The sequence below is a fragment of the Brachybacterium sp. genome (assembly GCF_036379615.1).
GTDB lineage: Bacteria > Actinomycetota > Actinomycetes > Actinomycetales > Dermabacteraceae > Brachybacterium.
The window spans coordinates 46,534-72,039 of sequence record NZ_DASVGJ010000069.1 but is presented as its reverse complement, the minus strand read 5'-3'; the positions used below and the strand labels follow the sequence as shown (position 1 = coordinate 72,039).

Below are 25,506 nucleotides of genomic sequence, written 5' to 3'. Positions count from 1 at the left end.
CATGGGGGAGCTGACCCGGTTCCCGGACACCCTCGAGCTCGTGCGCGCTCACCTGGCCGCCCGTCTCGCCATCGACGCGGGACTCCGTCTGCCCGCACCGTGGCCCACCGCCGGATTCCTCCAGCTGGCCCGCACCGGAGGGGGACGCACGCGCCTCACCGAGGACGTGCGCATCGACCTCGCGGGCTGGCATCCCACACGCCCCACCGTCGCGGAACGCATCGTCGGCGACGCGATCAACGAGGTGCTGGCCCTCGAGGGCGGACAGCTCGACGGCTGGCAGGTGCTCGATACCGGCAACCCGGGCGGCATCGCCGCTCAACCAGACCCGCGGTTCCCCGACGTCCATAGGGCGACCGCAATGATCAGGCTCCGCGTCCGCGGGGTCTCTCGATAGAGGAGGAGGCACCCCCATGGGTGTGAAGGTCAAGCTCGCGGACACTCGCGAGGTCGGAGACAGGAAGTACAAGGCCGGTGACGTCGTGGACGTCGCCCCCGGAGACGCGCGACTGCTGGTCGCGCTCGGCGCTGGCGTGAAGGTCGAGGACTCGACCGCCACCGCGAGCGGCGAGACCGTCCCGGAGGCGATCCCGGGCAACGCCGACATCCCCAAGGACGAGCCCGCCGCGGGCGACGTCCCCACCGCCGCCGGAGCGACTGACGCGCCGGCAGCCACGACCAAGCCGGACGCCCGGCGGAAGGGCTGAGCGACATGGCGAAGAACCTCGACAACATCAAGATCTACGGCGGCGAGGACTCGGCCGTCCTGTTCGGGTTCAAGGGTGACGCGTTCACCCTCCCGCAGGGGCTCGACGACGCGATCGACCCGCTCCTGCACGACGTGGGATGGATCAACGAGGACGGCGTCTCGATCGAGGTGTCCGTCGACTCGGGCGAAATCATCGCCTGGCAGGGCGGCACCGCGGTGGCGTTCCCCGTCACCGGGTCCAGCAAGTCGTTCCAGTTCACCGCGATGGAGGACACCCCGCTCGTCGCCAAGATGTTCTACGGCGCGAGCGATCCGGTGTCCGCCGGCGCTGGTGCTGCACGGATCGACCTCCCGGGTGCCATGAGCGCCATCGAGGGTGCGGCCGTCGTGAAGTCCGTGGCGTACGACGTCGTGAAGTACTACGTCGCGCCCCTGGTCAGCATCACCGACCGCGGCAGCGTCTCGCACTCCCACGCGGATCCCACGACCCACCAGATGACGCTCGCCATCCGTGGCGACGCGTACATCATCACCAACCACCCGGCGTACGTCGAAGCCGTCGCCGGGGCGGGCGTCTGACCGACCCCCTCTGACTGGGGCGCGGCGGGGGTGGCTCCCTCCCGTCGCGCCCCTTCCCAAACCTGCCCGGAGCCAACCTGAAGGGAGCCCCAGACCATGGCCGCAAAGACGACCAAGACCACCAACACCACGCAGCGCGCGAAGAGTACGGGCGCGAAGGCACCCGCCGACCGCAAGGAAGCCGCCCCCGAGGCGAAGAAGATCCGGAACGTGCGAGTCCTCGCCGATGAGGTCACGCTCGACTGGAACGGCGACACCTACACCATCGAGCGCGAGGCGATCGACGACGTCGACTTCGTCCTCGACCTCGAGCAGGGCAAGCAGGTCTCCGCTGCCGTCCGCCTCCTCGGCGGGGCGCAGTGGGACGTGTTCAAGGCCCGCCACCGCGTGGGCACTCGCGTGCCCTACTCGGAGGCTGAGGCATTCCTGACCGCGCTGCTCGAGCAGATGCAGAAGGTTCAGAACTCGGGAAACTGATCGGCCTCGCGTACTTCGCGACGTTCCACCGGACCGCGCTGATCGCCGACCTCTGGCGGTACTACCAGATCGACCTCGCCGACATGTACGCGAGGAAGATCCGGCCCGGCCTGGTGGCCGCACTCGTCGAGCACCTGCCCGCGGCATGCGCCGTGGGCAGGGAGCTCGGTGGGGCGAACGCCGTGACTGAAGAGTTCCAAGCCCTTGCCCAGGTCGACCTCACGATCCGACAGCTCGGATGGTCGCTCTCCGGCAAGAAGGGCGACAAGCCCAAGGCCTGGGAGCTCCCCGTCGGCAAGCGCGAACGCGAGGCGCGCGAGGCCCGGAACACAGAGGCGAAGAAGCGCTACCACGCGCGAGTCGCCGAACGAGAAGCACGAGAACAGTCCGGCGAGCGAATGACTCTCCGCGACCTCTGACAACTGAATACCAGGACGGGGGTGAACCGTGGCCGATATCGAGCTCGCCCGGGCATTCGTCGAAATCATCCCCGTCACCAAGGGCATCAGCCAGAAGACCAAGGAAGAGATCTTCCCGGACCAGAAGACCAGCGAGAAGGCCGCTGATCGTGCTGGGAAGGGGTTCTCGAACCGTCTCGGGTCCCTGCTGAAGAAGTCCGCGATCGGCGTCGGGATCGCCGCCGGCGGTGTCCTCGCGACGTCGCTGGTGAAGGGCTTCGGTCGCCTCTCGTCCATCGAGAACGCGGAAGCGAAGCTGCGAGGCCTCGGCAACTCTGCCGAGGACGTGGGCTCGATCATGGACAACGCCCTGGCGTCCGTGCGCGGCACCGCGTTCGGAATGGACGAGGCGGCGACCACGGCCGCGGCCGCGACCGCCGCCGGCATCAAGCCCGGCAAGGAGCTCGAGTCGTACCTGCGGCTCGTCGGCGACGCCGCAACGATCGCGGGCACCGACATGGCCGGCATGGGGTCGATCTTCAACAAGGTCGCCACCTCGGGCAAGGCCCAGGGTGACGTGTTCGCGCAGCTCGGCGACGCCGGCATCCCGATCGTGTCCCTGCTGGCCGACACCATGGGCGTCACCGCCGAGGAGGTCTACAAGCTCGGCGCGGCCGGCAAGGTCGGCACCGACGACTTCCTGGCCGCGATGTCGTCCATGGAGGGCGCAGCCCTCGAGGGTGGCAACACCACTACCGGCGCGTTCAAGAACATGGGCGCGGCCCTGTCGCGCTTCGGCGCGGAGGCGATGGCCGGGGTCTACCCCCTGTTCGGTCCGTTCTTCTCGGCGATCACCGGCGTCATCGACCAGGCGACGAGCGCGATCAGTCCGCTCATCGAGTCGATCACGCCCGGGATGCAGGCCGCCGCGGGCGCGGCACTCGAGTGGGTGACCACCCTGACGGACTCCGTGGGCGGCATCGGTGAGGTGCTCGCCACCGGCAACTTCGACCCCTCGAAGTGGGCCGAAGGCGTCGAGGAGGACTCGCCCCTCGTCGCGCTCGCCTTCACGGTCCGCGACGCATGGACCGCGGTGTCCGACCTCTTCGGGAACATCGACTGGAGCGCCATCGGCGGATTCCTGACCCCGCTCGTCGATGGGTTCAAGGATCTGGGTCCCGCGCTGCTCGACGCGTGGGCGAACCTCTCGCCCCTGTCGCTCGTGTTCCAGGCGCTCGCCCCGTCCCTGCCGATCATCGGCGAGGCCATCGGGAAGCTCGTCGGCTCCCTCGGCGGGGCGCTCCTCGACGTGCTCGGGGCACTGATCCCCGTCGCCGGTACCTTCGTGGGCGTCCTGAGCGGGATCCTCGCGACCCTGCTCGAGACGCTGCTGCCGGTGTTCGGGATGGTCGTCGACGCCATCGCGCCGCTGATCACGCAGATCGGCGAGATGCTCGCACCGATCCTCGCGAAGCTCGGCGAGGTGTTCGCCGGGCTCGTCGCCGCGGTGATGCCGCTCGTCGAGTCGCTGCTGGGGCTCCTGGCCTCCGTGCTCGAGCCGCTGCTGGACGTGTTCGTCGCGATCCTCGAGCCAGTGTGGGCGCTCGTCGGGGTGCTCCTCGAAGGCGTCCTGTGGGCAGTCGAGAAGCTGACACCCGTCATCGGGTGGCTCGCTGACGTCCTCGCGGGGGTCGCCGACGTCGTCGCCGGGGCATTGACCGTGGCGCTCCAGTGGGTCGCCGACCAGCTGCCTGGCGCGTTCGCGTGGGTCGCCGACACGGCCGTGAGCCTGTGGAACAGCGTCAAGGGCGCATGGGACGGGATCAAGGCCGCCATCGGGGCCGTCGGCACCTGGGTGACGGGCACGCTCGTGCCCGGCATCGTCGGTGCGTGGAACGCCGTCGCCGGGGCCGCGATGTGGCTCTGGCAGAACGTCCTCGTCCCGGTGTGGAACGGCATCAAGGTCGCGATCGCCGTGGCGGCCGCGATCGTCATGACGTACGTCGACCTCCTCGTCTGGTACTGGGAGAAGATCCTCGCGCCCGTCGCGATGTGGCTCTACAACACCGTGATCAAGCCCGCGTGGGACGGGATCATGGCCGCGATTGGTGCGGTCGTGAACTGGTTCACCGGGACCGCGTGGCCGCTCCTCAAGGCCGCCTGGGACGCGGTCGCTGCCGCCGCGGTCTGGCTCTGGCAGAACGTGCTCGCACCGGTCTGGGCGGGGATCCGCGCCGCTATCGACGCGGTTGTCCAGTGGTTCATGGGGACGGCGTGGCCGTTAATCCAGCGGACCATCGCCGCGATCCAAACCGGATTCGGGATCCTCCGCGATGCCCTGGCGGCAGCGTGGGCGTTCATCCGCGACAGCGTGATCCAGCCCGTCGTGTCCTGGTTCCAGAACACGGCCTGGCCGCTGATCAGCTCGGTGCTCGACAGCATCAAGACCGGATTCAACGTCATGCGCGACGCGCTCCAGACGGCGTGGACCTTCATCAAGGACAACATCATCAACCCGGTGGTGACCTGGTTCCGAGACACGGTCAAGCCCATCTTCGACACCGTCACCGACGGGATCGGTGATGCGTTCTCCACGATGAAGGACAGCGTGAAGACGGCGTGGGAGGGCATCCAGGAAGCGGCCAAGGCTCCGATCCGGTTCGTGGTCGAGACCGTCGTGAATGACGCTCTCATCAAGAACTTCAACAAGGTCGCGGGCAAGCTCGGCGTGAAGACGCTCGACGAGGTGTCCTTGCCGTCCGGGTTCTGGGGCGGCGGCATCCTGCCGGGCATGTCCCGGATGAGCGACGGGGACGACCAGCTCGTGCCGCTGCGGCGCGGTGAGGGTGTCCTCGTCTCTGAGGGTCTGCGCACGGCGGCGGACCGTGCGGCGTTCCTGGCGGCGAACGCTGCTGGGCGGCGCGGCATCGGGTTCGCGTCGCTCATGCAGGGCGGGTTCGCCGGGGGCGGCATCTTCGGTGATGCCTGGCGGGGCGCGAAGGGTCTCGCGGGCGATGCGCTCGACAAGGTGCTCGAGGGCGTCGACTTCGTCGCTGAGGCCATCTCGGATCCGATGAGCAAGTTCACGAGGGTGTTCGACGCGGTGATCGGGAACATTCCCGCAGCCGGGCTCGTCACCGACGTGGCGAAGGCCAGCGGCAAGCAGCTGCTGGACGGTGTCATCGGATCTATCACGGGCGCATTCGGTGGCGGGGACGTTGGTCCGCCGCCACCTGGTGGATCGCGGTCGCTGAGCTATGCGCAGCAGGTCGCGTCGTCCTACGGGCTGACGATGACGAGCTTCCGCCGCCCGGGTGCTCGCACCGCCGGGTCCGGGTCTTTGTCGCTGCACGCGCAGGGCAGGGCGATGGACTTCTCCAACAGTTCGGGTCCGACGCCGCAGATGATGGCGTTCTTCAACGCCATGCACGGCCTCCAGCCGACGGAGCTGCTGTACAGCCCGGCAGGGCATCGGCAGTGGCGACGCTCGGGCCGCATGGCGGACACGTCGGGCGCGACGAAGCGTGGGCACTACAACCACGTACACGTCGGGTTCAGCGAGGGCGGGATTTACGACGACGGCGGATGGCTGCCCCCGGGCGGCACCGCGGTCAACCTCTCGAATCGCCCGGAGCCGGTGTTCACCGGAGCCCAGTGGGACTTGCTGTCCGAAGGGTTCGCCGAACAGCGCGCCGGCGGCGGTCGGGATGACGAGGTCGGAATCTCCGATGAGGCGATCGAGCGCCTTGCCGACGCGATCGAGAAGCGGCCGCTACGGATCGGCGGCCGTCAAGCGGGGCATCTCGCGGCGGCCGGGGCTCAGACTCGACGATCGATGGGAGGGAAGTGGTGATCGGTTACCTCGGCACCCCTGGCGCTCTGGTCGAGCTGTCGTACCGGGGCGGTTTGTCTACTGGGACAGACCGCCCCGCCCGCTTCTCGCGCACGATGGGTGGGAAGCGGAAGGCAATGCTCGGCCCTGTGGGTCGCCGCGAGTGGGACGTGTCCTTCAGCCTCATCGGCTCGCGAGACACACACGGGCTGGTCGCGGTTGCGCAGTCGAACGACTCGCTGATGTGGTACCCGGCCGATGCTGTGGCCGGGAACATGCTGTCGCCGCAAGCTTCGGGATGGGGCTCTACGCCCGCGAATGCCACCGATGCGGGGCTCGTGCAGCTCCCGGACGGGACGGTCGCGAGGTCTGTGGTAGCGGAGTCCGTGGTGCGTGTCGGATCCGCTCATGGCGCGTACGAGATGGTGCCAGTGCGCGCCGGAGAGCTCGTGACGGTGGGGGCCTGGTCGATCGGTGGGCAGCACTTTCGAGGGTTCTGGCGCGACGCCGCCGGCACGTCGATCACGAACTGGGCGGACGAGGCGACCGCGCATCTCGGCTGGGGATGGCACCAGGCGACACTGACCCCGCCTCCCGGAGCGGCGTACGTAGAGCTCCACCTCGCGGGCGGGATGCAGTACGCGCGGCCTGTCGTTTCGTGGGGCGAGTCCGCTGTGGACCGCCCCGGCCGGGGATGCCCCGCATCCGTCGTCCATGGCCTCTCTGAGGCGCTGACGGTGATCAGCCAGGACGACGCATACGGATCGATCAGCGTAACGATCACGGAGGTGGGATGACATGCAGCAGGGAATCTCGCGACGTGACATCTACACCCCGAGAGTGGCGGCGACGATTGCTGGCCGCGGTGTGGACGTTGAATCGATGTCCGTGGATCGTGAGCTGCCTGATCCTCTCGCGTCGGGCTCACTGACCGCAGCGACCGTCACTCTGACTACGACCGAGGGGCCGGACGTTGCGGCGGCCGTTGTCACTCCGTGGGATCGGGATTCGCAGTGGCCGCCGGTCCCGGAGTCACCGGCATCGGTGTCGATGGACACCGGCGCGGGAATGGTGTCCGTGCTGCGGCAGGGCCGCGTGACATCGGTCGACGGTGGCACCTCGTCCCGCGAGGTTGTGCTCGAGGCGGCGGACAAGTACCAGTCTCTCGACCGCACGATTTCGTGGGATGCGGTCATGGGGATCATGCCGCACACGCAGGAAGCTGTTCTGCCGCGGTACGTGTCGATGCAGACGCTGTCGATCACGGACATGGTCTTGCGGCACTGCGGCTGGTACTCGACTCCGCCGCTGACGAACTACGTGATGCTGAGCGTGCCGGCGCAGGGCACGATGTGGCCCGAGCGCGGCTACGTCGACACCAGCAACCGGTTCGGCGAGGGTGGGTACCCGTACTGGGCGCTTTCCCAGTGGGGTCTTGCTGCTGCTGACGTGGATGCCACGTACACGCTGCAAGGCGGTGGGTACACGATCGCGGGTCGTGGTGGGGTGGAGCTCACGGCGATGACCCAGGCCAGCCAGCAGTCCTCGCCGGGGACGATGTACCTCGATGTGCATGCTGGCGAGGCACGGCTGCGGCTGTCGTGGACCGACAATCATGCGTTCCTGCGGCTACGGAACCCCGGGGGTGACTACGTCACCGCCGCGTCGGTTCCGCGCGTGAACGGGCTCCTGTATGCGGTGGTGGAGTACGTGTCGGCAACGTCGATCAGGTGCACGATCCGGTCGGGCAGCAACGTGGTCACGGAAGTGGTGGCGGTCGCGGCGGGGCTCACGTCTGGGGAGATGCACGAGGCACGGATCTGGGGTCAGGGCCGGGGCGGTGGATTCATGGTCGCCGCGCCCGGTCAGCTCGGCACCCTGACCGGCTGGGCCCCGAATGCGGTGCTCTACCCGCGCTCCGCGAACCGGAACACGCTGCGAGTGCGTCCATCCATCGAGGGTGAAAACTGCGTGGACCTGCTGAAGGCCCAGTGCGAAGCGGAGTGCGCCACGTACTGGATCGACGAGACGGGCGTCTTGCGTTGGTGGGACCTGGCGCGCCTCGAGGATCGAGCGACGGCCGCGACGCTCACCAGCGCGGACGACATCGAAGAGAGCGGATTCTCGTGGTCCCACGAGCAGTCCTCTGTGAAGTCGCGCGTGTCCGTGAAGTGGCGTGACCCCGCCGTGTCAATGTCCTGGCGCACCAGCATCGACCTGTGGCAGGGCAACGGCGCGACGCTGCAGCCCGGCGACATGCTCGAGGACTGGCTCAGCGTGCCTGACGACGAAATCTGGATCATGCCCGACCTGATCCTGGGGAGAGTCGGCGACAACTTCCGGGACTACAACTTCGGCATCGGCTCCTGGTATGGAGGGATCGTCACGGAGGATGACGACGTGGAGGTATGGGCGCAGACCAGAGGCTCGCTGCTGATGAGCATCGAGCGAGTCACCGACCGCGCGTTCAAGCGGTGGGTGCAGTGGACCGGGTCGGAAACGGCGCAGCAGCGGACACCATCGGAGCGCATGTCCTCGTCCCTGTTCCTTGCGCGCCGGAACCAGGATCTGCCGATCATTCGCGGCAAGGCCCGGGTGACGCTCATCGACCGGATCACCTACAGCGCCCAGGCCGGACCGGCCACAGCTCCAGAGCATCAGATCGATGCGGGGTGGTGGATCCAGGACGCCGAGCAGGCGCAGTACACGGCGGACTTCGCGGGCGCACGGCTCACGGTGCAGCAGCCGGTGTTGTCCAGCATCGCTTTGATCGCTGTGCCGGGATTGCAGCTCGGCGACATGGTCGAGGTGCAGGACGACCACGTCACCTACCTCACGGTGCGGGGTCTGGTCGTCGCTGATTCCCGGTCGGTCGATGCCGACATGGCGATGAGCCATGCGGTCGCGGTGCGGCCTGTCTCCGTGTCGAAGAACCGTGTCGACTGGCAGGACTGGGGTTCTGCGATGGCGGGGCAGCAGTGGCAAACGTGGGGACAGCGGCAGCAGCCGGACACGTGGGAAGCATGGGCATCTGACCCGCTGGAGGAGGAGTAATGGCAAACACACTGCCGAATGGCGTGGTGATACCTGCGAGGGGCGACCAGATCAGCGCGTCGGGTGTGCAGGAGATGCGGATGCTGGGCGCGTCGACTGATGCTCTGCTCGGGTTCACGCGTGCTGAGGCTCGCGCCAGCGCTACCGATCTGGCTGCGCAGATCGAGGGCATGGAGGGCATGTCCTATGTCGGTGCGTGGGAGCTCGACCGCGTCTACCGGATCAACGATGTGGTGACCCACGGCGGTGACTCGTGGGCGAGGCTCACGGCCGGTAGCACGGGCGAGCCCGGCGGCTCGGCAACCGACTGGGGCCTGGTCGCGCGGAAGGGCGACGGTGGCGGGTTCGGTGCCCTCGTCGAGACTGCGGTGCCAGGCCTGTACGACACCGTGGATAACGGGATCGAAGCACGTCTCGCCGCGCTCGAGTACAAGAGCGGACCCCGCAACATCACAGCCCTCTTCCCTGAGATCACCACGGGCTCGGTCGTTTCCTCTCGTGTGGGTCGGATGGTGACCACGACTTTCTACGGCGTGCGCGTCAGCGAATGGCCCAGCGGATCATCCTTCCTCCACCTCGGCAATTACATGCCGGCAGGACTTCGACCCGAACGCGGTCACCTCCCGATGGTTCCTGCCGAGAACGGAGGCACGGTCGGCCGTGTGCGCATCGTCGGCGGGAGCGGGCAGGTGACGCTCTACAACGGCAGCTCACTCATGACGTTCTACGCCTCTCTCACATTCCCCACTGATGACTTCGCGCCAGCGATCCCACCCGGCTCGGCAGCCTGACAGGAGCACAACCATGGACGCGTATCGAACCTGGTCAGATGAAGCGCTAGATGAACATCGCAGATCGATTCTGAACGAGCAGGAGCGGCGGGCGAACCTCGCCGCGATCCCGGAGCAGATCAAGTCGCTCGCGAAGGTGTACCGGGAGGGTGGCGGAGATGAGGCGGCGCTGACAGACGCGCTAACCGCTCCCGAGGACGCGTTCGACGGCGGCTTCGACCTGTACGACGTGGATGAAGAAACCATCCCGCACTGACCCATTCACGACTGTCCGGCCCCGGCATCGTCGGGGCCTTTCCTATGCCCGAAAGGGGAACCCATGTCGACCTTCGACAAGCTCGTCGGAGCCACCGCTGAGGGCGTGCTCCCGCCGGCTGTAATGGCACACCTCGCGACGCCGGAGGAGACCGGGATCGCGTCATCCCAGAGCGTCGAGCACTGGGTATCCCCTAGCGGTGACAACGAGACCGGCGACGGCACGGAATCTAACCCGTACCGCACCATCACCTACGCCGCTCAGCAGATCCCGGACCACGTACGGCTGACCCACCATCACCGCATCATCCTCCACCCCGGCGAATACCCGGAGGACGCGAGAATCGCGAACAAGATCGCGAACGGAATCATCACGGTCGGTGGGGCCACTGCTGAGCGCGATCTGTACCGCGTGCGCACGATGACCGTAGATCGAGTCCTTGGGCAACTCCAGCTCGAGAACATGGTCTCGACCGTGAACGACACCCCGGGGGAGCGGTCCTTCGAGTTCCGCGCATCGGGGCCGATGATGTTCGCAACCAACCTCGCGTGCACACCAGATGCCGGCGGACCCCTTGGGGAGACCCGTGGGTTCCTCGCGGACTACGGCTCGATCGTGCGAGTCTCTGGCTGCGACTTCAGCGGGAAGCGGTACGGAATCCGCTCCAACTACCAGTCCCAGGTGTACCTCACCTCATCGAACACCGGGACCGGCAACGACATCGGAATCGCGGCGCGGTGGGGCGCAGCATTGAGTGCGAACTACGGTGGCCTGCCCACAGGGAACACCCCGATGAGCACCAACAGCGGCGGAGTCATTTCGCTCGGCCACGGCCAGGTGCTCGGCGACATCGACGAGACCGGGCTGATCGCGCACGACAGCTACCGCGACCAGGGCGTGACGTCGAAGACGTGGCTCGCCTCCCGCGACACGATCCCCTCGAACTGGATCCCGGACGCAGACATTCCTTCCGGCTCCACGGTCCGATTCCGTTTCCGCGCCCCCTCGGACAATGTCGAGTACCGGGTGAGTCTCGACTGGCTTGCTCGCATCCATCTGACCGGGGCACAGGCCGCTGAGACGCGAACGACCCTGTTCATGCGCGGCAACGCATTCACGCTGAACAACACGGCCGTAATCCAGTCGGAGGGGATGGGTTCTCAGCCGGTCGCGTTCTCGACGAGAGGCAGCAACCTCGACTTCTACGTCGACATCATGGGGGCGAGGGCACAGCGGGGCGAATGGTCCGCCCGAATCAAGATCGACTCGTCACTGGGCAAGGTCCCGATCCTAGCCGAAGCGCAGCTGCTCTGACCCGAAGGAGATCCCACCGTGGAGGAAGAAACTCAGCCGCCTGTCATTCCAGAACCGACCGTGGTGCCCGACGAGGACCCTGGCCCCGCCGTGGGCGGGTGGAACGACACGCCGGTATCGGCTGACCGCATCGACGTGTCCACCGAACCGATCGTCGTGGGAGACCCCGACGGCGACCGAATCGAGATCGCTCAAGAGGCGTTCGAGGGTCAGCCCGGCGCGGCGTTCCACTCCGCAGCGGGCGTCGCCGCGCTCGGTGCCCCTATCGACTGGATCGCGGACATGCCGTCCGTCGCTCCGGGTGGGATCGGGCTGTTCGGCGGCGACAGGATCAACGCATCGGGTCGCGTGTATGCCGGGCCGGGCGACGCGATCCTTCACGCCCGCACCACGAGTGGCCAGCAGGCATGGCTCCGGACACTCGGCCACGACATCGAGGTAGTGGTCGCTGACGGTGTCCACACCGCGTCAGTCCTCATGAATTCGCAGGTTGTCTCGGTCACGGGTGGCCGAATCGAATTCGCCGCCCCGGATGGTGTCTGGATCAACGGCACCCGCATCGACTGACTGCAACACCCCTCGGGTCGCTCTACCGAGAGCGGCCCTCCTCATGCCCGCACACCGGGCGAACGGAGCACCACGATGGCCACCTCGACGCAGACTATTGCTGGCGCACCGTCAGGCCATCACCGAAAGTCCGTATTCGCCACTCGTCCTGGCCGCGCACCACCGTCACCGATACGTCGCCGATGGACGTGACGTAGCTGCTCACGATCCCGAGTGGCACGCTGCGCCGAGGTGCGATGAGTGTGACTAGGCGTGGTCGCTGGAGGCTGGATTCGGCGACGAGTCGCGTGCTCGGCCGCATCGTCTTCCACTTCGTACCGATCCACCCATCTAGCGAAGATTCCGCCGCGACGTCTCGCCGCAATGTTGACCCCCGGCCCAGCCAGTACATGAGGAGTTCGGATGTTTGGCCGACCAAGCGGTACCCGTTATCGAGCATGCGGACCTGCAAGTCCGGCTCAACGTGCCAATGTTGCCTGATTTGCTGACCGACTGCGGGATCGGCTGAGTCGATAACGATCCAGCAGTCGGGGCCGGGGAGATAGATAATCCGACGGCGAACATCGGCAGTCCCGTATCCGTGGTCCTTCAGACTGAAGTCGTGAGCGTCCTCGGAGATGCTGTGGCTAGCGAGCTCGACCGGGGCGTTGGAGATGTGTCTCGCTCCAACTAGGAAAGCAACGTTGTGGGCTTCGCGAGATTTGAGGTACTCCGGCTCGGGCGCGTCCCTCTGATAGCTGTGGAATCCTGAGTCGACAAGCCATGGCTGTCCGGCTGAATAGATGTGGATGCTCCCACGGTCGCGGTGAGAGTGCGCGCCAAGCTCGACCCCGTGTCGGATCACCGCATGGGACTCATCCGGCAGAGGCCGCTCCTGACCCCACCCGCTACGGCTCGTGATGAACCCGCCGTCAAAGACCGCGGCGTGCTCGGCTGGCGCATCACCTTCTTCGCCGTTGGATGCGACGAAATCCGACGCGGCTGAGTACCCCCTCCGCGCGCGTACACGAGGGGAGTCGCCGATCTGTGGCAAAGCGCCGTTGGGCATGGCGACATGCGCCAGAACGCGACCAGCGGCGGCGAGACGCTCGCGGACATCCTCGGGCGCGGTGAAACCCTCCAACTCGGCGCGCTCCCAGCCCCGTCTCCACCACGCAAGATTCAGCTGGTGGTACGCGACTGACCCTTCATCGTTCGTTCCCTGATGGTCGAACGACGACTTGAACTGCTCCCGCATCCGCGCAACTGCGGTCTCGATCGCGGAGACGTCCCGGAGCCCCGCGCCGAGAACGATTAGGCCCTGATGCTGATGGAGACCGTGGTTCTTGCCCACAATGTGCGACTCGTCCATGAGCCAGTCGCGATGATATTCGAGCAACTCCACGAACCAGTCGTCATCACCGCTAACGAAGGGGATGCCGAGGGCCAGCTGGATTGCGCGGTTGCCGTCGGCCATGTCCTTCCATGCGAAGTCCGACTTGGACGCGGACGCGGGCACGTTCGCCTCGCCCCATGAGCGGACGATTCGGATCCATTCTGCGCGGGCTTCGTTGTCGCCCTCTAGCGCAGCCCATCGCAGCGGGTTCAGCCATCGGAGTGTGTGGTGCTGAAACCTCCAGTTCCGGTCACTGAACGGGTCGGCCGTCCAGTTCGTCGTGTCACCGGTCCAAACCGGCTGCGGCGGAAGAGAAAGACCTCCGTTGCGCAACAGAGCCATCAAGGCGTCCTGGTTGCGGGGACGCTCATACGACACACCAATGGAATGGCGGCCCGTAACCGTCGCGTCTAGGTCGGCAACTGACAAAGGTTCAGGCGGTGGCGGCATTTTCCTAGTTTACGGCCGCACTGGAAGCGGGCCGCTCCGACGCTCTCATCCCGGATCCACTGCGCACGGCATGGGCTTCACCGGGCCTGTATGCGGTCCAGGATCGCGTGCAGGCCCTCGTCGTTGGCGTCCGGATCACCAATGAAGTACGCCAGCGCTTCATCCTCATACTCCTCGCACTGCTCCGGGGTGAGGGTCATGGCGCGAGTCCCGAGCAGGTCGGTCATGTCGTCTCTCATGCGCACGAGCCTACCGAACACCCCCACACCGGGGAGACAGGAGCACCACCATGGCCGACGACCTCGCATTCACCTGACCCTGCACGATCCCCTTACAGCCCTCGAGACCACACGGTCCGGGGGCTTTTTCATGCCCGGATCCCGGGCGGAAGGAGTCACCATGTCCAGCAACCGTGAAATCCAGATCGCACGGGTCGTCGACGTCGCCCAGGGAGAGGTGTCGCGGTCGCCCGCGGAGCACCCCCGGGGCTCGAACATCACGAAGTACGGCAGGTGGTACGGCATGAACGGCGTGCCCTGGTGCGCGATCGGTGTCACCTGGGTCATGGCGCAGGCCGGGCTCGACGTCGGCATCTACGGCCCCCGCACCGCCTGGGTCCCGGACTACCGCGTCTGGGGCCGCGCGCGCGGCCGCTGGTCCGTGGGGAAGTCGGACGTGCGCGTCGGCGACATCATGACCTTCCGCGGCGGGAAGCACGTCGAAATCGTGGTGCGCACCTCCGGCAAGCGGTTCTGGTGCGTCGGGTTCAACACCTCGTGGCGAGGCCAGGGCGGCAGCTTCGCCGACGGCGTGTTCGTCGCGGAGAACGAGCGCACGCACGACACGGTCGACGGCACCCTGCACCCGTTCTACGGCGTCACCGAGGGCATGGTGAAGCTCGCCCAGGAGACCGTCGGTGGCATCAAGGTCGACGGGGATCTGGGTCCGAAGACCATGGCCGCGATCAAGTCCTGGCAGCGGTCGAAGGGCCTCGCCGCCGACGGGATCCCGGGCGCGGACACCTACCAGACGATGAAGGGCGGGGGAGTGGCGATCCCGTCGATCCCCTCGGGCGGGACCAGCGTCCCGGCCCCGAAGCCCAAGCCCTCGCTCAAGCCGGCGGCGAAGGCTCCCGCGTTCCCGCTCCCGCGCCGGAAGGGTGCCATGTTCTTCTACGGGCCCGCCGACGGTCCGAAGACGTCGGTGTCGGGCATGGGGCTGAACACCGCAGTGCCCGCCGACGTGGTCAAGGTCGGAGGCCGCTGGCGCTCCAACGGGCTCATGAAGTGGCAGCGGCAGATGCGCGAGCGCGGCTACAACCTCGCCGTCGACGGCCGGTTCGGGAACGAGACGGAGCGGATCGTGCGCTACTTCCAGCAGCTCGTCGGCCTGACCGTCGACGGCAAGATCGGTCCGGCGACCTGGTCCGCGGCCTGGAAAGAGCCGGTGAGGTGATGCGGACGACGCCGTACCCGGTGCCTCCGTCCCGCTCGTGGACGGTCACCGCTCTGCTCACGTACGGGGCGCTCGCGCTGGCGGGCGGCATCGTGCTGTACGTGGTGGCCTCGTCCGGGCAGCCCATCGAGGGCTGGGTCGTTCTCGGCATCTGGGGCGGCCTGACGTTCCCTTCCGCGCTCGCATGCGTCTGGGGCGTCGCCCGGGATCGGTACCGGTGGGAGTGGATGGGGTGCTGGGGCATCGTGATGGGCACAAGCGTCTATCTCGCCGTGACCGCGATGGGCGTGCTCGCCGCGGACACGGAGACCATCATCGCCAGCGCTCCGACCCTGCTGTTCTTCGTCTACGGCCTCGGCCGGACCCTCGGCCGCGCGATCGTCTTGTCCCTGATCGACCTCGAGGCACGCCGTCGAGTGGTCGCCACGCGGACCGGGGAGATTCCGGAGGTGCCCGTGGATGAGTACTGAGATTTGGGTCGCGATCATCGGTGCGATAGCGCTGATCGCCGCTCCCGCCATCAAGCACTTCGTCCAGCTGCGGGAGTCCCGCATGCAGGGCGTCAAGTCGGAGGACGTGCAGACCCAGCCGCCGGCCCCGGACCCTTCCGGGGGTCTCATCGACCGGCTGGAGCGGCGGCTGGACAAGGTCGAAGCCCGCCTCGCAGTCGTCGAGGAGGAGCTCACTACGGAGCGCACGCTGAAGTGGCTGTTGGTCCGCTACGCACAGACCCTCCTCGACCACTTCTCCCGCGCGCTCGGAACGCAGGGGGCACCCGCCCCACCTGACCCCATCCGCCACTACTTTCCATCGCACTTCCCGTCCCGAGAGGATTCCTCGTGAACACGTACCGCAAGCCCGGCCCCGCACAGATCCGCTACCCCTGGCGGTCCACGCTCCGCACCGTCCTCTGGGCGATCGTGGCGTTCGCGGCCATGGCTCCGCTGATCTACACCGCGGCGACTCAGCAGGAGCCCGGGCAGGCTGTCGGATGGGTCGCGTCCGCCCTCGCGATCCTCGCCGCCGTGCAGCGCGTCATGACGCTGCCGATCGTCGACGAGTTCCTGCGGCGCTACCTGCCGTGGCTCGCGGCGACGCCCAAGGACGACGCGGGCGTCTACGAGGTGCGGAACGACAGCGGCCGTCCCGAGACCGTCCTCACCGCCGAACAGGCAGAGAAGCTCCGGCGGATCACCAACGACGACGAGCAGCCCTGACCCCTGGCGCGCGAGCGGCCCTCTCCCATCGCGGGAGGGGGCCGCTTCGTCGTCTCCGGGGTCAGGCCGGGCCGGAGCGCTTCGTCTCCCAGTCTTCCTGTGCTGAGATGATCGCGTCCTGGATCGCCTCGAGCTCGGTCGTGACATGGTCGGCGTCCATGAACTCGTTCATCTTCGCGACTACGTCGAGGAGTGCGGTGTACGCCCACAGCGGTTCATCCTGGATGATCGCTTCGGCGGTGCGGCCCCATTGATAGCCGCGCTGGTACCCGGAGGTGTAGTCGTTCATCGTCGTCGCTTTCGGTCGTTCGGTGGGGGTGGCTCGATGGTACGTGCCGATGGTGACGCTCGGCGGGGGAGGCTCGGGCAGTGTCACGGGGGTTCGAACCGGGACGCCGCTTATTGGCCGGAAATGCCTTCGACTGTGGTGCGGGAAGATGCTGGTGGGCGTCTTGAAATGCTGAACGGTCCGTCTAGAGCATGAGCGCGGCTCGTCTATTCGTCGTATCGTTGCAGGTCACGAAGCGTTCATGAAATATAGACGTCAGACCCCGGAGGTCGTAGGTTCAAATCCTGCCCCCGCTACGAAGAGGAAGGCCCGGACAGTGGAAACACTGTCCGGGCCTTCTGCCATGTCTGAGATCATGACGCCCATGACATCGCCTGCCTCTCCCGCCCCTCGCACGCTGCTGTTCATCGGCGACTCCATCACCGACTGCGGTCGGCGCGAGGATCCCCAGGAGCTGGGCCACGGCTACGTGCGCCTGCTCGCGGAGCACTTCGCCGCCCATGAGCCCACCGCCACCGTGATCAACCGAGGTATCGGCGGGGACAAGGTCGCCGACCTCGAGGCCCGCTTCGGCACCGACTGCCTCGACCACGCCCCGCACATGGTCACGATCTACGTCGGCGTGAACGACGCCTGGCACCGCTTCACGCGCGGTGAGCACATCAGCGACGAATCCTTCGAGCAGGGCTACCGGCACCTGCTCGAGCAGCTCGCCGCGACCGTGCCCGGCGCACCAGTGCTGATGATCGTGCCCTTCGTCGCGGATATCGATGGGCAGGCCGCGCAGATCCATAGCGACCTCGACGGCAAGGTCGCGATCATCCGTTCTCTCGCGCAGGAGCACGGGCACCGGATCGTGGACCTCGAGCAGATGCTCGCCATGGCGCTCGCTGCCGGTCATACCGCGCACAGCATCGCGGAGGACGGCGTGCACCCCACCCCGCCCGGGCACCGCCTGATCGCCGACGCCTGGCTCGACGCGGCAGGGCGCTGAGCAGGCGCCGGGTCAGCCCAGCGGCCCGGTCACGTCCACCGAGAGGAACCCGCGCCGGAAGCTGCGGGCATCGAGCACCAGCAGCTGCTCGGGGCGCCAGGGGTTGCGCAGGTGCACGTGTCCGCTGCGCGCGTCCGCACCGACCACCGCGAACACATGGTTGCGCGGCAGCGGACCGGCAGCGGTGGGCACCCGGGAGCTGAGCGGATGGGTGGAGGCGGCGATCGCACGCCCCTCGTCGCGCCAGGCGATGATCTGCGCGGCGCTCGGCATCCGCAGCTGCGAGCGCGCCCGCTCGCCCAGCAGGATCTCGAAGCCGAAGCGCGCGACGCCGCGCTGCAGGAAGCGGTAGTCCCCGGCCACATGGGCGGCGATCGCCTTCTCGAGCACGCCCACCCAGCCCGGGTTCGCGCCGTCCCGTCGGCCGTACAGGAAGCTTCCCCGCTCATCCACCGGCAACCGCCGGTCCACCCGGATCGGTTCCGTCAGCGCCGGCAGCCGCACCGCGACGATGCCGTCCTGCTCGGGGGAGAGGAGAGCACGCAGCCGCTCCGGTGCGGTCTCGTGGATCGCGAGCATCGAGGCCATCACCCAGCAGTCGCCGAGCCGGCCCTGACGGGGCCTCAGCAGCCGTGGAGGGGTGAGCGGCCCGCGGTCCTCCTTGAGCGCGGTGGCGTGCGGACCGGGCGGGAGGTGATGCAGACCGTGGGAGGTGTCCGACCCGGTCGTCGCCGCACCAGAATCCAGCGCCCCGAGACGCGCATCGCGCGCCCGCCCGGTGAGGGCGAGCGCGCGAAAGGTGCGGCGCCAGGTGCGCAAGCGCGGGCGGGAGCTGGTCACGAGGAGCGCCGCCCGGTCGTCATGGCGAGGTTCAGTGCGCCTCGGCCGCGACGATCTGCTGGCCGGTGCGCTCCATGACCTCATGGAACCAGGGCTGGGAGATGTCGAAGGACTTGTGGCCGGCGACACGCTCGAACTCGACCGCGCGCAGCACGTTCCCCTGCTCCTCGTCATGGCCGACCAGGCCCGAGCCGCCCTCGAGGGCGGTCTGGACCGCGAAGTCGGTCATCGACTTGATCAGGCGGATGTCCTCGGGGTTCGCCGCCGCGGAGCGGGAGAAGTAGCCCGACTTCTGGACCATGACCTTCTCCGCGCCGAGCTTCTCGGCGAACTGCTTCGCGAACCACTGGCCGGGGTTGATGGTGTCGATCTTGACGTGGCCGAAGGGATCCTTCTCCGGCTCCTCGCCGCGGGCCTGCATCTCGGCGACGATCTCGGGGATGCCCGCGCCCTCGGACAGGAAGATGTTCACGCAACCGGCGTCGTCCATGACGGCCTTGAGACGCTCGGCCTCGGCGTCGATGTCGAGCTTCAGCTCGGGCAGGTATACGGCGTGGACGTCCCAGCGCTCGGCGCGGTGGCCGATCCCGGGCAGCCACTCCTGCTTCGAGTGCCAGTCCTGGTAGTACTCCGCCGCCTGCGCGGTGAGGTAGCCGCAGGCGCGGCCCATGATCTCGTGGATGATCAGCATCTTCGGGTTCGAGCCGTGCTCGGCGATGATGTTCTGTGCGAAGACGCTGGTCTGTTCCGCGGCGGACTTCGCGCCGAGCGACTGACGGATCGGCACGATGTCGTTGTCGATCGTCTTCGGCAGGCCGACGACCTGCAGCTCGTGGCCGTTGTCGTGCAGGAACTTCGCGAGGTCCGCGGCGGTGGTGTTGGTGTCGTCGCCGCCGATGGTGTGCAGCACGTCCACACCGTCGTCCTTGAGCTTGTTCGCGGCGACCTCGAGGGCGTTCTCGCCCTCCTGGATCAGCCCGCGCTCGACCAGATCCTTGGTGTTGGTGAGCTTCACGCGGGAGTTGCCGATGGGGGAGCCGCCGTAGTTGTGCAGCAGGCCGGCCTTCGCGCGCACCTCGTCATCCACCACCAGCTTCTCGCCGGAGAGCAGGCCCCAGTAGCCGTGCTTGTAGGCGATGATCTCGACGTCCGGCACCAGCTCGGTGTACCGCTCGATGAGGCCGCCGACGGCGGAGGACAGGCACGGGGCATAGCCACCGGCGGTCAGGAGTGCGACGCGCTTGACGGTCATGGAGAGGGGGTCCCTTCACGGTTGGGGTCACGACGCCCCGAGTCTACCGAGGAGAGCTGGACGACCGTCGCCGCACGGCCCGCCGTGGACGCCTCGTCGGCCGACCGTGGGCAGTGCCCGCTCCTCGCAGGCTCGGGGCTCGGTCGTCGCGCGGTCGGGGCTCAGTCGTCGCGGGCGGCAAGGGCTTCGAGGATCTGCTCGTGGAGGTGTCCGTTGGTGGCCACCGCATCCCCTCCGAAGGGACCGTCCTCACCGGCCAGGGAGGTGAAGCGGCCGCCGGCCTCGGTGACGATGGGGGCCAGTGCCGCCATGTCGTGCAGTGCCAGCGCCGGCTCGCAGGCGGCGTCCACCGCACCCTCGGCCACCAGCATGTACGACCAGAAGTCGCCGTAGGCACGGGTGCGCCAGAAGCGCTGCATGAGGTTCAGCATCTGCGGGAGCCGGTCGCGCTCGGCCCAGCCGTGCAGCGAGGAGTAGGAGAGCGAGGCCTCCTCGAGCGAGCTCACGGAGGAGACCTGCAGACGGGAGGCGTTGTTGATCCGCGACCCCGTCCAGGCTCCGGCGCCCTCGCCGCCCCACCAGCGACGGTTCAGGGACGGCGCCGAGACCAGGCCCACCACGGGGCGTCCGTCCTCGACGAGGCCGATGAGGGTGCCCCAGACAGGGACCCCGCGCACGAAGTTGGCGGTGCCGTCGATGGGGTCGATGACCCACTGCCGCGGTGAGGAGCCGGTGGTGCCGAACTCCTCTCCGATCACCTGGTCCCGGGAGCGGGAGCGGGAGAGCTGGGAGCGCACCAGCTGTTCGGCGGCGCGATCGGCGTCGGTGACCTCGGTGAGGTCGGGCTTGGTGGAGACCTCGAGGTCCTGCGCTTTGAAGCGGGACATCGTCAGCTGGTCCACGGCATCGGCGAGCACATGGGCCAGGCGCAGGTCATCGGCGTATCGACTGGACATGCGCACACCCTACGGTCCGGGAAGGCATGCTCCGGGGAACGACGCGGGCCGGGCGCCGCAGCGCTCAGCTCTCCCAGGGATCGTTCTTGCGCAGTGCGACCGCGAGACGCCGATAGGAGCGCAGGCGGGCGGGGCCGGCGCTGCCGGCTCCGCCGCTGTCCACCTGGTCATCCAGTGCGCAGTCGGGGGCATCCTCGAGATGGGTGCAGCCGCGAGGGCACTTCTCTGCGAGATCCGCGAGGTCCGCGAAGGCCTCGAGCAGCTCGTCCGGATCCACGTGCCCCAGCCCGAAGGAGCGGACGCCCGGGGTGTCGATCACCCAGCCGTCGTCGTCCGGCAGCGGCATCGCGAGTGCTGAGGACGAGGTGTGCCGGCCGCGGCCGGTGACGTCGTTGACCACGCCGATGGCGCGATCCGTGCCCGGCACGAGGGCGTTCAGCAGGGTCGACTTGCCCACGCCCGAATGGCCGATGAGCACGCTGACGCGGCCGGCCAGACGCTCCCGCAGCGCCTCCAGTCCCACGATCTCGTCAGCCGAGGGATCCGCGAGGTCCGCTCCGTCGGCACCGTCGGCACCGTCGGCACCATCGGCACCATCGGCACCATCAGCACCCTCAGCGGCGGCCGCGCCATCCGCAGCTTCTGCCGGGGTCGCCCGGTGGGTGACCACGTGCTCCAGCCCGAGCGGGGCGTAGGTGGTGAGGAAATCGTCGGGGGAGCGCAGATCGGACTTCGTGAGCACCAGCAGCGCATCGATCCCGGCGACATAGGCCGCCACCAGACAGCGATCGATCATGCCGCCTCGCGGCTCCGGGTCTGCGACGGCGGTGACCATCACCATCAGGTCCACGTTCGCGACCAGCGGACGCTCGGTGGGGTCGTCGTCATCGGCGCTGCGGCGCAGGAAGGAGCTGCGCTCCTGGATCCGCACGATCCGGGCCAGGGAGCCGTCGCGCCCGGAGGTATCGCCCACCAGACCCACCAGGTCCCCGGGGACGATGGGGGAGCGGCCCAGCTCCCGGGCGCGCATAGCGGTCACCGCACGCTCCTGCGAGGTGCCCTCGGCCAGGACGGTCCGCCACCGCCCGCGGTCCACGGAGACCACGCGGGCGGTGACGGCATCCTCATGCTTGGGACGGTCCTTGGTGCGAGGGCGCGAGCCCCGGCGCGAGGGCCGGACGCGGACGTCGCTCTCGTCGTACTCGCGGGAGGAGCGGCTCACGCGTCGTCCGCCGCCGGCTCCGGATGCAGCATCGACAGCCACATCCCCACGAAATCGGGAAGCGTCTTCTGCGTGGTGCCGATGTCGACCACCCGCAGCTCCGGCACCCGCAGGCCGATGATCGCGCCGGCCGTCGCCATGCGATGGTCCTCGTAGCTCTCGAAGATCTCGCCCTTCAGCTCACCGGGGTGGATCTCCAGGCCGTCCTCGAGCTCCACGGTGCGGGCACCGATCTTGGTCAGCTCCGTGGACAGCGCCTTCAGCCGATCGGTCTCGTGGCCTCGCAGATGGGAGACGCCCGTCAGCCTCGAGGGGGAGTCGGCGAGGGCGCACAGAGCGGCCATCGTGGGCACCAGCTCGCCGACGGCGGACATGTCGGCGTCGATCCCGCGCAGCTCCCCGGTGCCGCGCACGCACACCGTGCTGTCCTCCCGCCAGACCTCGCCGCCCATCTGGGCGAGCAGATCGCGGTAGGCGTCCCCCGGCTGGGTGGTGGTCGCCGGCCAGTCGTCCACCGCGATGACACCGCCGGTGGCCATGGCCGCGGCCAGGAAGGGGCCGGCGTTGGAGAGGTCCGGTTCGATCGTGACGTGCACCGGCCGGATGTCGCCGCGCCGGACGGTCCAGGCCGGTCGGCCCTGGTCGTCGAGCTGGTGCGAGGCTTCGACGCCGGCCTGCTCGAGGGTCGCCACGGTCATCTCGATATGGGGCAGCGAGGGCAGCACGTCACCGATGTGCACGACCTCCACGTCCGCTTCGGCGCGCGCCGCGACCAGCAGCACGTTGGAGATGAACTGGCTGGATGCCGAGGCGTCCACCTCTATGCGGCCACCGGCGAGACGGCCCGTGCCGTGCACGGTCAGCGGCAGCCGGCCCGGCTCGCCGTGCTCGGTGACCTCCACACCCTGCTGACGCAGCACCTCGATGACCGCGTCCATCGGGCGGTGCAGCGCGGGCTCGTCGCCCGTGAAGTGGACATCCCCGTGGTGGAGCGCCGCGAGCATCGGCACGAAGCGCATCACGGTGCCGGCGAGACCCGTGTGGATCTCCACCGGCTCGGCCGGATGCTCACCGGGAGGCGGCAGCGGGGTCACATGCAGCTCCCCGTCCTGCACCTCCAGCACCGCGCCCAGCCGTTCGAGCGCGTCCCGCATCAGGCGGGTGTCGCGCGAGACCAGCGCGCCACGGAGCACGGAGGGCTCCGTGGCGGCGGCGGCCAGCAGCATCCAGCGAGCGGTCAGGGATTTCGACCCCGGAACCCGTACCAGTGCATCGACCGGACGGTCGGCGACCGGGGCGGTCCACAGCACCTCGGAGGCCATGCTCTCAGCCTCGCTGGTCGGCGAGCTGCTTCTGCGCGGTCGCGACCGCTCCCTTCGCCTTCTTCTCCAGCGTGCCGGCCCGCTTCTCGAGCTCGCGCTGCTTGGCGGCGGCCTTCTTCTGGCTGCGCTCGACGAACTTGTTCGCCCGGTAGCCGAGCGAGGGGCGACCGTCGTGGTCGACCGCCGCGAGCAGCACGCCGCCCAGCAGGCCGGCGTCGCTGAGGATGGACTGGACCTCCTGGGTCAGCTCCTCCCCGCGCAGCTCCCAGACCTTCTTGCGTCCCGCCCAGCCGACGGAGGTGGTGGCCAGCAGGGCCACCGCGGCGGCGCGGGGGTAGCGGTTGGTGGCGTACAGCAGACCAGCACCGGCGGCGACGGCACCGGCGGCGCGCACCACGGTGCGGGCATCCACGAAGCCCGGGGCGGCGCTCTTGGTGAGGGCCGAGTCGACGGCGTCGAAGGCCTGCGGGTAGACATCGATCTCCCGCTCGGGGCGGAGCGCGGTGCGCACGCCCTCGAAGATGAAGGGGGCGGCGAGCAGGGGTCGTGCGATGCGACGGACCAGGGCCATGGTGTCCTCACGTTCTCAACGGTGTCAGGAGGTCCGGTGGCCGGCCATGTCGGCCAGTTCACCGGCGACCAGACTACCGCCCGGGGAACATTCGTCGTGCCGGTCGCGTTGAAGGGCATGGTGCGGCGCTCCGCCGGCACCGCTCGCGGGCCGCGCTGTGGCCCGTGAGCACGCGTGAAGAGATGCCGGCTGCCGCCGGGTGAGGGGTTGCCTGTGACCGTCGACGTGCTCGATCGCGCTCCGACCCGGCCCTGTGGCGTAGGTTGGAGGGCGATGACCCGAACACACTCCGCCCTGAGCCCCGATGCGGGCCTGCCGGGCCCCGAGCTCTCCGAGCAGGGACCGGCCGTCGGCGACGGCCCGGACTTCGACTTCGAAGCCGAGGCGCTCTCCCATCTGGACTCCCTCTACGGCGGCGCACTGCGGATGACCCGCAACCCGCATGATGCCGAGGACCTGGTGCAGGACACCTTCGTCAAGGCGTTCCGGGCACGGGACCGGTTCACGCCGGGCACGAACATGCGCGCGTGGCTGTACCGGATCATGACCAACAACTACATCTCGATCTATCGCTCCAAGCAGCGCCGCCCGAAGGAGGCCTGGACGGAGACGGTCGAGGACTGGCAGCTGGCAGAGGTCGCCGGGCACACCAGCACCGGGCTGCGCTCCGCGGAGACGGAGGCGCTGGACCACCTGCCCGACTCCGCGGTCAAGGATGCGCTCGGCGAGCTGCGCGAGGACTACCGCATGGCGGTCTATCTCGCGGATGTCGAGGGCTTCGCCTACAAGGAGATCGCCGAGATCATGGACACCCCGATCGGGACCGTGATGTCCCGTCTGCATCGGGGACGCCGCCAGCTGCGGGAGAGGCTCTCCGACTACGCCTACCGCAGCGGCTTCCTGCGGGAGGACCCGCAGGCGGGCGGCGCTGCGACCGACGACACGACGACCGGACCGATGGACCGGGAGGGGGAACGATGAGGCAGGACGATCCCAGGGGCCGTGCAGAGCCGGGGCAGCGCGATCTGCGGTACGGGCTCGAGGAGGCGCTCGACGGCGAGCTGCCGCCCGAGCTCGTCGAGCGGATGCAGCGCCACACCGACGACTGCTCCGAATGCGCCGAGGAATGGGAGCAGGTGCGCAGGATGAAGGAGCTGGTGCGCCGCAGCTGTGCGGATCAGGCTCCCTCGGATCTGCGCGAGCGGATCGCCGTGCAGTGCCGCACGGTCTCCGTGACCCGCACCGAGGCCGACGGCACCTCCGTGCGGATCACCCGCACCTCGAGCACCCGCCGCGAGTTCCCCGCTCCCTGACTCCGGGTTCCCGGAACCCCGCTCCCGGAACGGAACGCGCATGACGAAGGGCCACTCCCGCAGGGGAGTGGCCCTTCGTCATGCCGCTCGAGGCGACGTCACGGTCAGCTGTTGGGGCGCTTGCCGTGATTCGCGCCGTTCTTGCGGCGAGCCTTGCGCTTGCGTCCTCGCTTGCTCATCACGATCTCCTTCCTTCGCCCGGATGACCAGACGATTGTGCCATACCGGGCCGGCACGACGCCGTCCGGGTGAGGGTCCGTGCGGGGGTGAGTC

Annotated in this window: 29 protein-coding genes; 19 read left to right on the top strand and 10 right to left on the bottom strand. The window is 68.4% G+C overall.

The window, feature by feature from the left end:
* The first annotated feature begins 1 nt into the window (after window position 1).
* From VF289_RS15930 to VF289_RS15875, 12 genes are all read left to right on the top strand, one after another.
* Window positions 2–397 carry a hypothetical protein gene (locus VF289_RS15930; protein WP_330884886.1) on the top strand — a complete coding sequence of 132 codons (396 nt, stop codon included), beginning with the start codon at window positions 2–4 and terminating at the stop codon, window positions 395–397.
* Between the two features lie 16 nt (window positions 398–413).
* Window positions 414–707, top strand: coding sequence for a hypothetical protein (locus VF289_RS15925; protein WP_330884885.1), 294 nt, complete (start codon window positions 414–416; stop codon window positions 705–707).
* Window positions 708–712: 5 nt separating this feature from the next.
* Window positions 713–1,288 (top strand): hypothetical protein, encoded by a 576-nt coding sequence (locus VF289_RS15920; protein ID WP_330884884.1) that lies wholly within the window; start codon window positions 713–715, stop codon window positions 1,286–1,288.
* Between the two features lie 96 nt (window positions 1,289–1,384).
* Window positions 1,385–1,765, top strand: coding sequence for a hypothetical protein (locus tag VF289_RS15915; RefSeq protein ID WP_330884883.1), 381 nt, complete (start codon window positions 1,385–1,387; stop codon window positions 1,763–1,765).
* 83 nt (window positions 1,766–1,848) lie between these two features.
* Complete coding sequence (locus tag VF289_RS15910) at window positions 1,849–2,184, top strand: hypothetical protein (protein ID WP_330884882.1); 336 nt, start codon at window positions 1,849–1,851, stop codon at window positions 2,182–2,184.
* Window positions 2,185–2,212: 28 nt separating this feature from the next.
* Window positions 2,213–6,016, top strand: coding sequence for a tape measure protein (locus VF289_RS15905; RefSeq protein ID WP_330884881.1), 3,804 nt, complete (start codon window positions 2,213–2,215; stop codon window positions 6,014–6,016).
* A complete protein-coding gene (locus VF289_RS15900) occupies window positions 6,013–6,792 on the top strand; it encodes a hypothetical protein (RefSeq protein WP_330884880.1) in 780 nt (259 codons plus the stop codon). The genes VF289_RS15905 and VF289_RS15900 overlap by 4 nt, the downstream gene beginning before the upstream one ends.
* Window position 6,793: 1 nt before the next feature.
* A complete protein-coding gene (locus VF289_RS15895) occupies window positions 6,794–9,049 on the top strand; it encodes a hypothetical protein (RefSeq protein ID WP_330884879.1) in 2,256 nt (751 codons plus the stop codon).
* Window positions 9,049–9,840 (top strand): hypothetical protein, encoded by a 792-nt coding sequence (locus tag VF289_RS15890; RefSeq protein ID WP_330884878.1) that lies wholly within the window; start codon window positions 9,049–9,051, stop codon window positions 9,838–9,840. The genes VF289_RS15895 and VF289_RS15890 overlap by 1 nt, the downstream gene beginning before the upstream one ends.
* Window positions 9,841–9,853: 13 nt before the next feature.
* Entirely contained in the window at window positions 9,854–10,096 is a 243-nt protein-coding gene (locus VF289_RS15885; RefSeq protein ID WP_330884877.1) for a hypothetical protein, read from the top strand.
* A gap of 63 nt (window positions 10,097–10,159) precedes the next feature.
* The gene (locus VF289_RS15880) at window positions 10,160–11,410 is read left to right on the top strand and encodes a hypothetical protein (RefSeq protein ID WP_330884876.1); all 1,251 of its coding nucleotides are present in this window, start codon (window positions 10,160–10,162) and stop codon (window positions 11,408–11,410) included.
* A gap of 18 nt (window positions 11,411–11,428) precedes the next feature.
* Window positions 11,429–11,977, top strand: coding sequence for a hypothetical protein (locus tag VF289_RS15875; RefSeq protein WP_330884875.1), 549 nt, complete (start codon window positions 11,429–11,431; stop codon window positions 11,975–11,977).
* 94 nt (window positions 11,978–12,071) lie between these two features.
* Here VF289_RS15875 and VF289_RS15870 read toward each other — a convergent pair whose 3' ends face one another.
* Together VF289_RS15870 and VF289_RS15865 are read right to left on the bottom strand one after the other, a co-directional pair.
* A complete protein-coding gene (locus VF289_RS15870) occupies window positions 12,072–13,694 on the bottom strand; it encodes a heparinase II/III domain-containing protein (RefSeq protein ID WP_330884874.1) in 1,623 nt (540 codons plus the stop codon).
* A 185-nt stretch (window positions 13,695–13,879) separates the two neighbouring features.
* Complete coding sequence (locus VF289_RS15865; protein WP_330884873.1) at window positions 13,880–14,041, bottom strand: hypothetical protein; 162 nt, start codon at window positions 14,039–14,041, stop codon at window positions 13,880–13,882.
* A gap of 160 nt (window positions 14,042–14,201) precedes the next feature.
* On the opposite strand from VF289_RS15865, the gene VF289_RS15860 reads away from it, so the two are divergent.
* The 4 genes from VF289_RS15860 to VF289_RS15845 are packed head-to-tail and all read left to right on the top strand — an operon-like array spanning window position 14,202 to window position 16,474.
* Entirely contained in the window at window positions 14,202–15,257 is a 1,056-nt protein-coding gene (locus VF289_RS15860) for a peptidoglycan-binding protein (protein WP_330884872.1), read from the top strand.
* Complete coding sequence (locus VF289_RS15855; protein WP_330884871.1) at window positions 15,257–15,727, top strand: hypothetical protein; 471 nt, start codon at window positions 15,257–15,259, stop codon at window positions 15,725–15,727. Before VF289_RS15860 ends, VF289_RS15855 begins: the two co-directional genes overlap by 1 nt.
* On the top strand, window positions 15,717–16,100 hold the full coding sequence (locus VF289_RS15850; RefSeq protein ID WP_330884870.1) for a hypothetical protein: 384 nt from the start codon (window positions 15,717–15,719) through the stop codon (window positions 16,098–16,100). Before VF289_RS15855 ends, VF289_RS15850 begins: the two co-directional genes overlap by 11 nt.
* Window positions 16,097–16,474: a hypothetical protein gene (locus tag VF289_RS15845; RefSeq protein ID WP_330884869.1), complete on the top strand. Its 378-nt coding sequence runs from the start codon at window positions 16,097–16,099 to the stop codon at window positions 16,472–16,474. Before VF289_RS15850 ends, VF289_RS15845 begins: the two co-directional genes overlap by 4 nt.
* A 61-nt stretch (window positions 16,475–16,535) precedes the next feature.
* Here the strand turns inward: VF289_RS15845 and VF289_RS15840 are convergent, their stop codons facing one another.
* Window positions 16,536–16,763 (bottom strand): hypothetical protein, encoded by a 228-nt coding sequence (locus VF289_RS15840; protein WP_330884868.1) that lies wholly within the window; start codon window positions 16,761–16,763, stop codon window positions 16,536–16,538.
* A 364-nt stretch (window positions 16,764–17,127) separates the two neighbouring features.
* Here VF289_RS15840 and VF289_RS15835 point away from each other — a divergent pair, with 364 nt between their 5' ends.
* Entirely contained in the window at window positions 17,128–17,757 is a 630-nt protein-coding gene (locus VF289_RS15835; RefSeq protein ID WP_330884867.1) for an SGNH/GDSL hydrolase family protein, read from the top strand.
* 12 nt (window positions 17,758–17,769) lie between these two features.
* On the opposite strand, the gene VF289_RS15830 is transcribed toward VF289_RS15835, so the two are convergent.
* The 6 genes from VF289_RS15830 to VF289_RS15805 form a co-directional block, all read right to left on the bottom strand.
* Window positions 17,770–18,597, bottom strand: a complete 828-nt coding sequence (locus tag VF289_RS15830; protein ID WP_330884866.1) for a C2 family cysteine protease — start codon at window positions 18,595–18,597, stop codon at window positions 17,770–17,772.
* Window positions 18,598–18,628: 31 nt separating this feature from the next.
* Window positions 18,629–19,849: a pyrophosphate--fructose-6-phosphate 1-phosphotransferase gene (locus tag VF289_RS15825; protein ID WP_330884865.1), complete on the bottom strand. Its 1,221-nt coding sequence runs from the start codon at window positions 19,847–19,849 to the stop codon at window positions 18,629–18,631.
* Window positions 19,850–20,010: 161 nt separating this feature from the next.
* Window positions 20,011–20,805, bottom strand: a complete 795-nt coding sequence (hisN, locus tag VF289_RS15820; protein WP_330884864.1) for a histidinol-phosphatase — start codon at window positions 20,803–20,805, stop codon at window positions 20,011–20,013.
* Between the two features lie 64 nt (window positions 20,806–20,869).
* Window positions 20,870–22,027: a ribosome small subunit-dependent GTPase A gene (locus tag VF289_RS15815; protein WP_330884863.1), complete on the bottom strand. Its 1,158-nt coding sequence runs from the start codon at window positions 22,025–22,027 to the stop codon at window positions 20,870–20,872.
* Window positions 22,024–23,349 (bottom strand): 3-phosphoshikimate 1-carboxyvinyltransferase, encoded by a 1,326-nt coding sequence (gene aroA / locus VF289_RS15810; protein ID WP_330884862.1) that lies wholly within the window; start codon window positions 23,347–23,349, stop codon window positions 22,024–22,026. The genes VF289_RS15815 and aroA overlap by 4 nt, the downstream gene beginning before the upstream one ends.
* A 4-nt stretch (window positions 23,350–23,353) precedes the next feature.
* Window positions 23,354–23,920 (bottom strand): hypothetical protein, encoded by a 567-nt coding sequence (locus tag VF289_RS15805; protein WP_330884861.1) that lies wholly within the window; start codon window positions 23,918–23,920, stop codon window positions 23,354–23,356.
* A gap of 273 nt (window positions 23,921–24,193) precedes the next feature.
* On the opposite strand from VF289_RS15805, the gene VF289_RS15800 reads away from it, so the two are divergent.
* Window positions 24,194–24,901 (top strand): sigma-70 family RNA polymerase sigma factor, encoded by a 708-nt coding sequence (locus tag VF289_RS15800; RefSeq protein WP_330884860.1) that lies wholly within the window; start codon window positions 24,194–24,196, stop codon window positions 24,899–24,901.
* Window positions 24,898–25,233 carry a mycothiol system anti-sigma-R factor gene (gene rsrA, locus VF289_RS15795; RefSeq protein WP_330884859.1) on the top strand — a complete coding sequence of 112 codons (336 nt, stop codon included), beginning with the start codon at window positions 24,898–24,900 and terminating at the stop codon, window positions 25,231–25,233. Before VF289_RS15800 ends, rsrA begins: the two co-directional genes overlap by 4 nt.
* Before the next feature lie 104 nt (window positions 25,234–25,337).
* Here the strand turns inward: rsrA and VF289_RS19600 are convergent, their stop codons facing one another.
* The gene (locus tag VF289_RS19600; RefSeq protein ID WP_369832988.1) at window positions 25,338–25,412 is read right to left on the bottom strand and encodes a 50S ribosomal protein bL37; all 75 of its coding nucleotides are present in this window, start codon (window positions 25,410–25,412) and stop codon (window positions 25,338–25,340) included.
* Window positions 25,413–25,506: the final 94 nt, after the last annotated feature.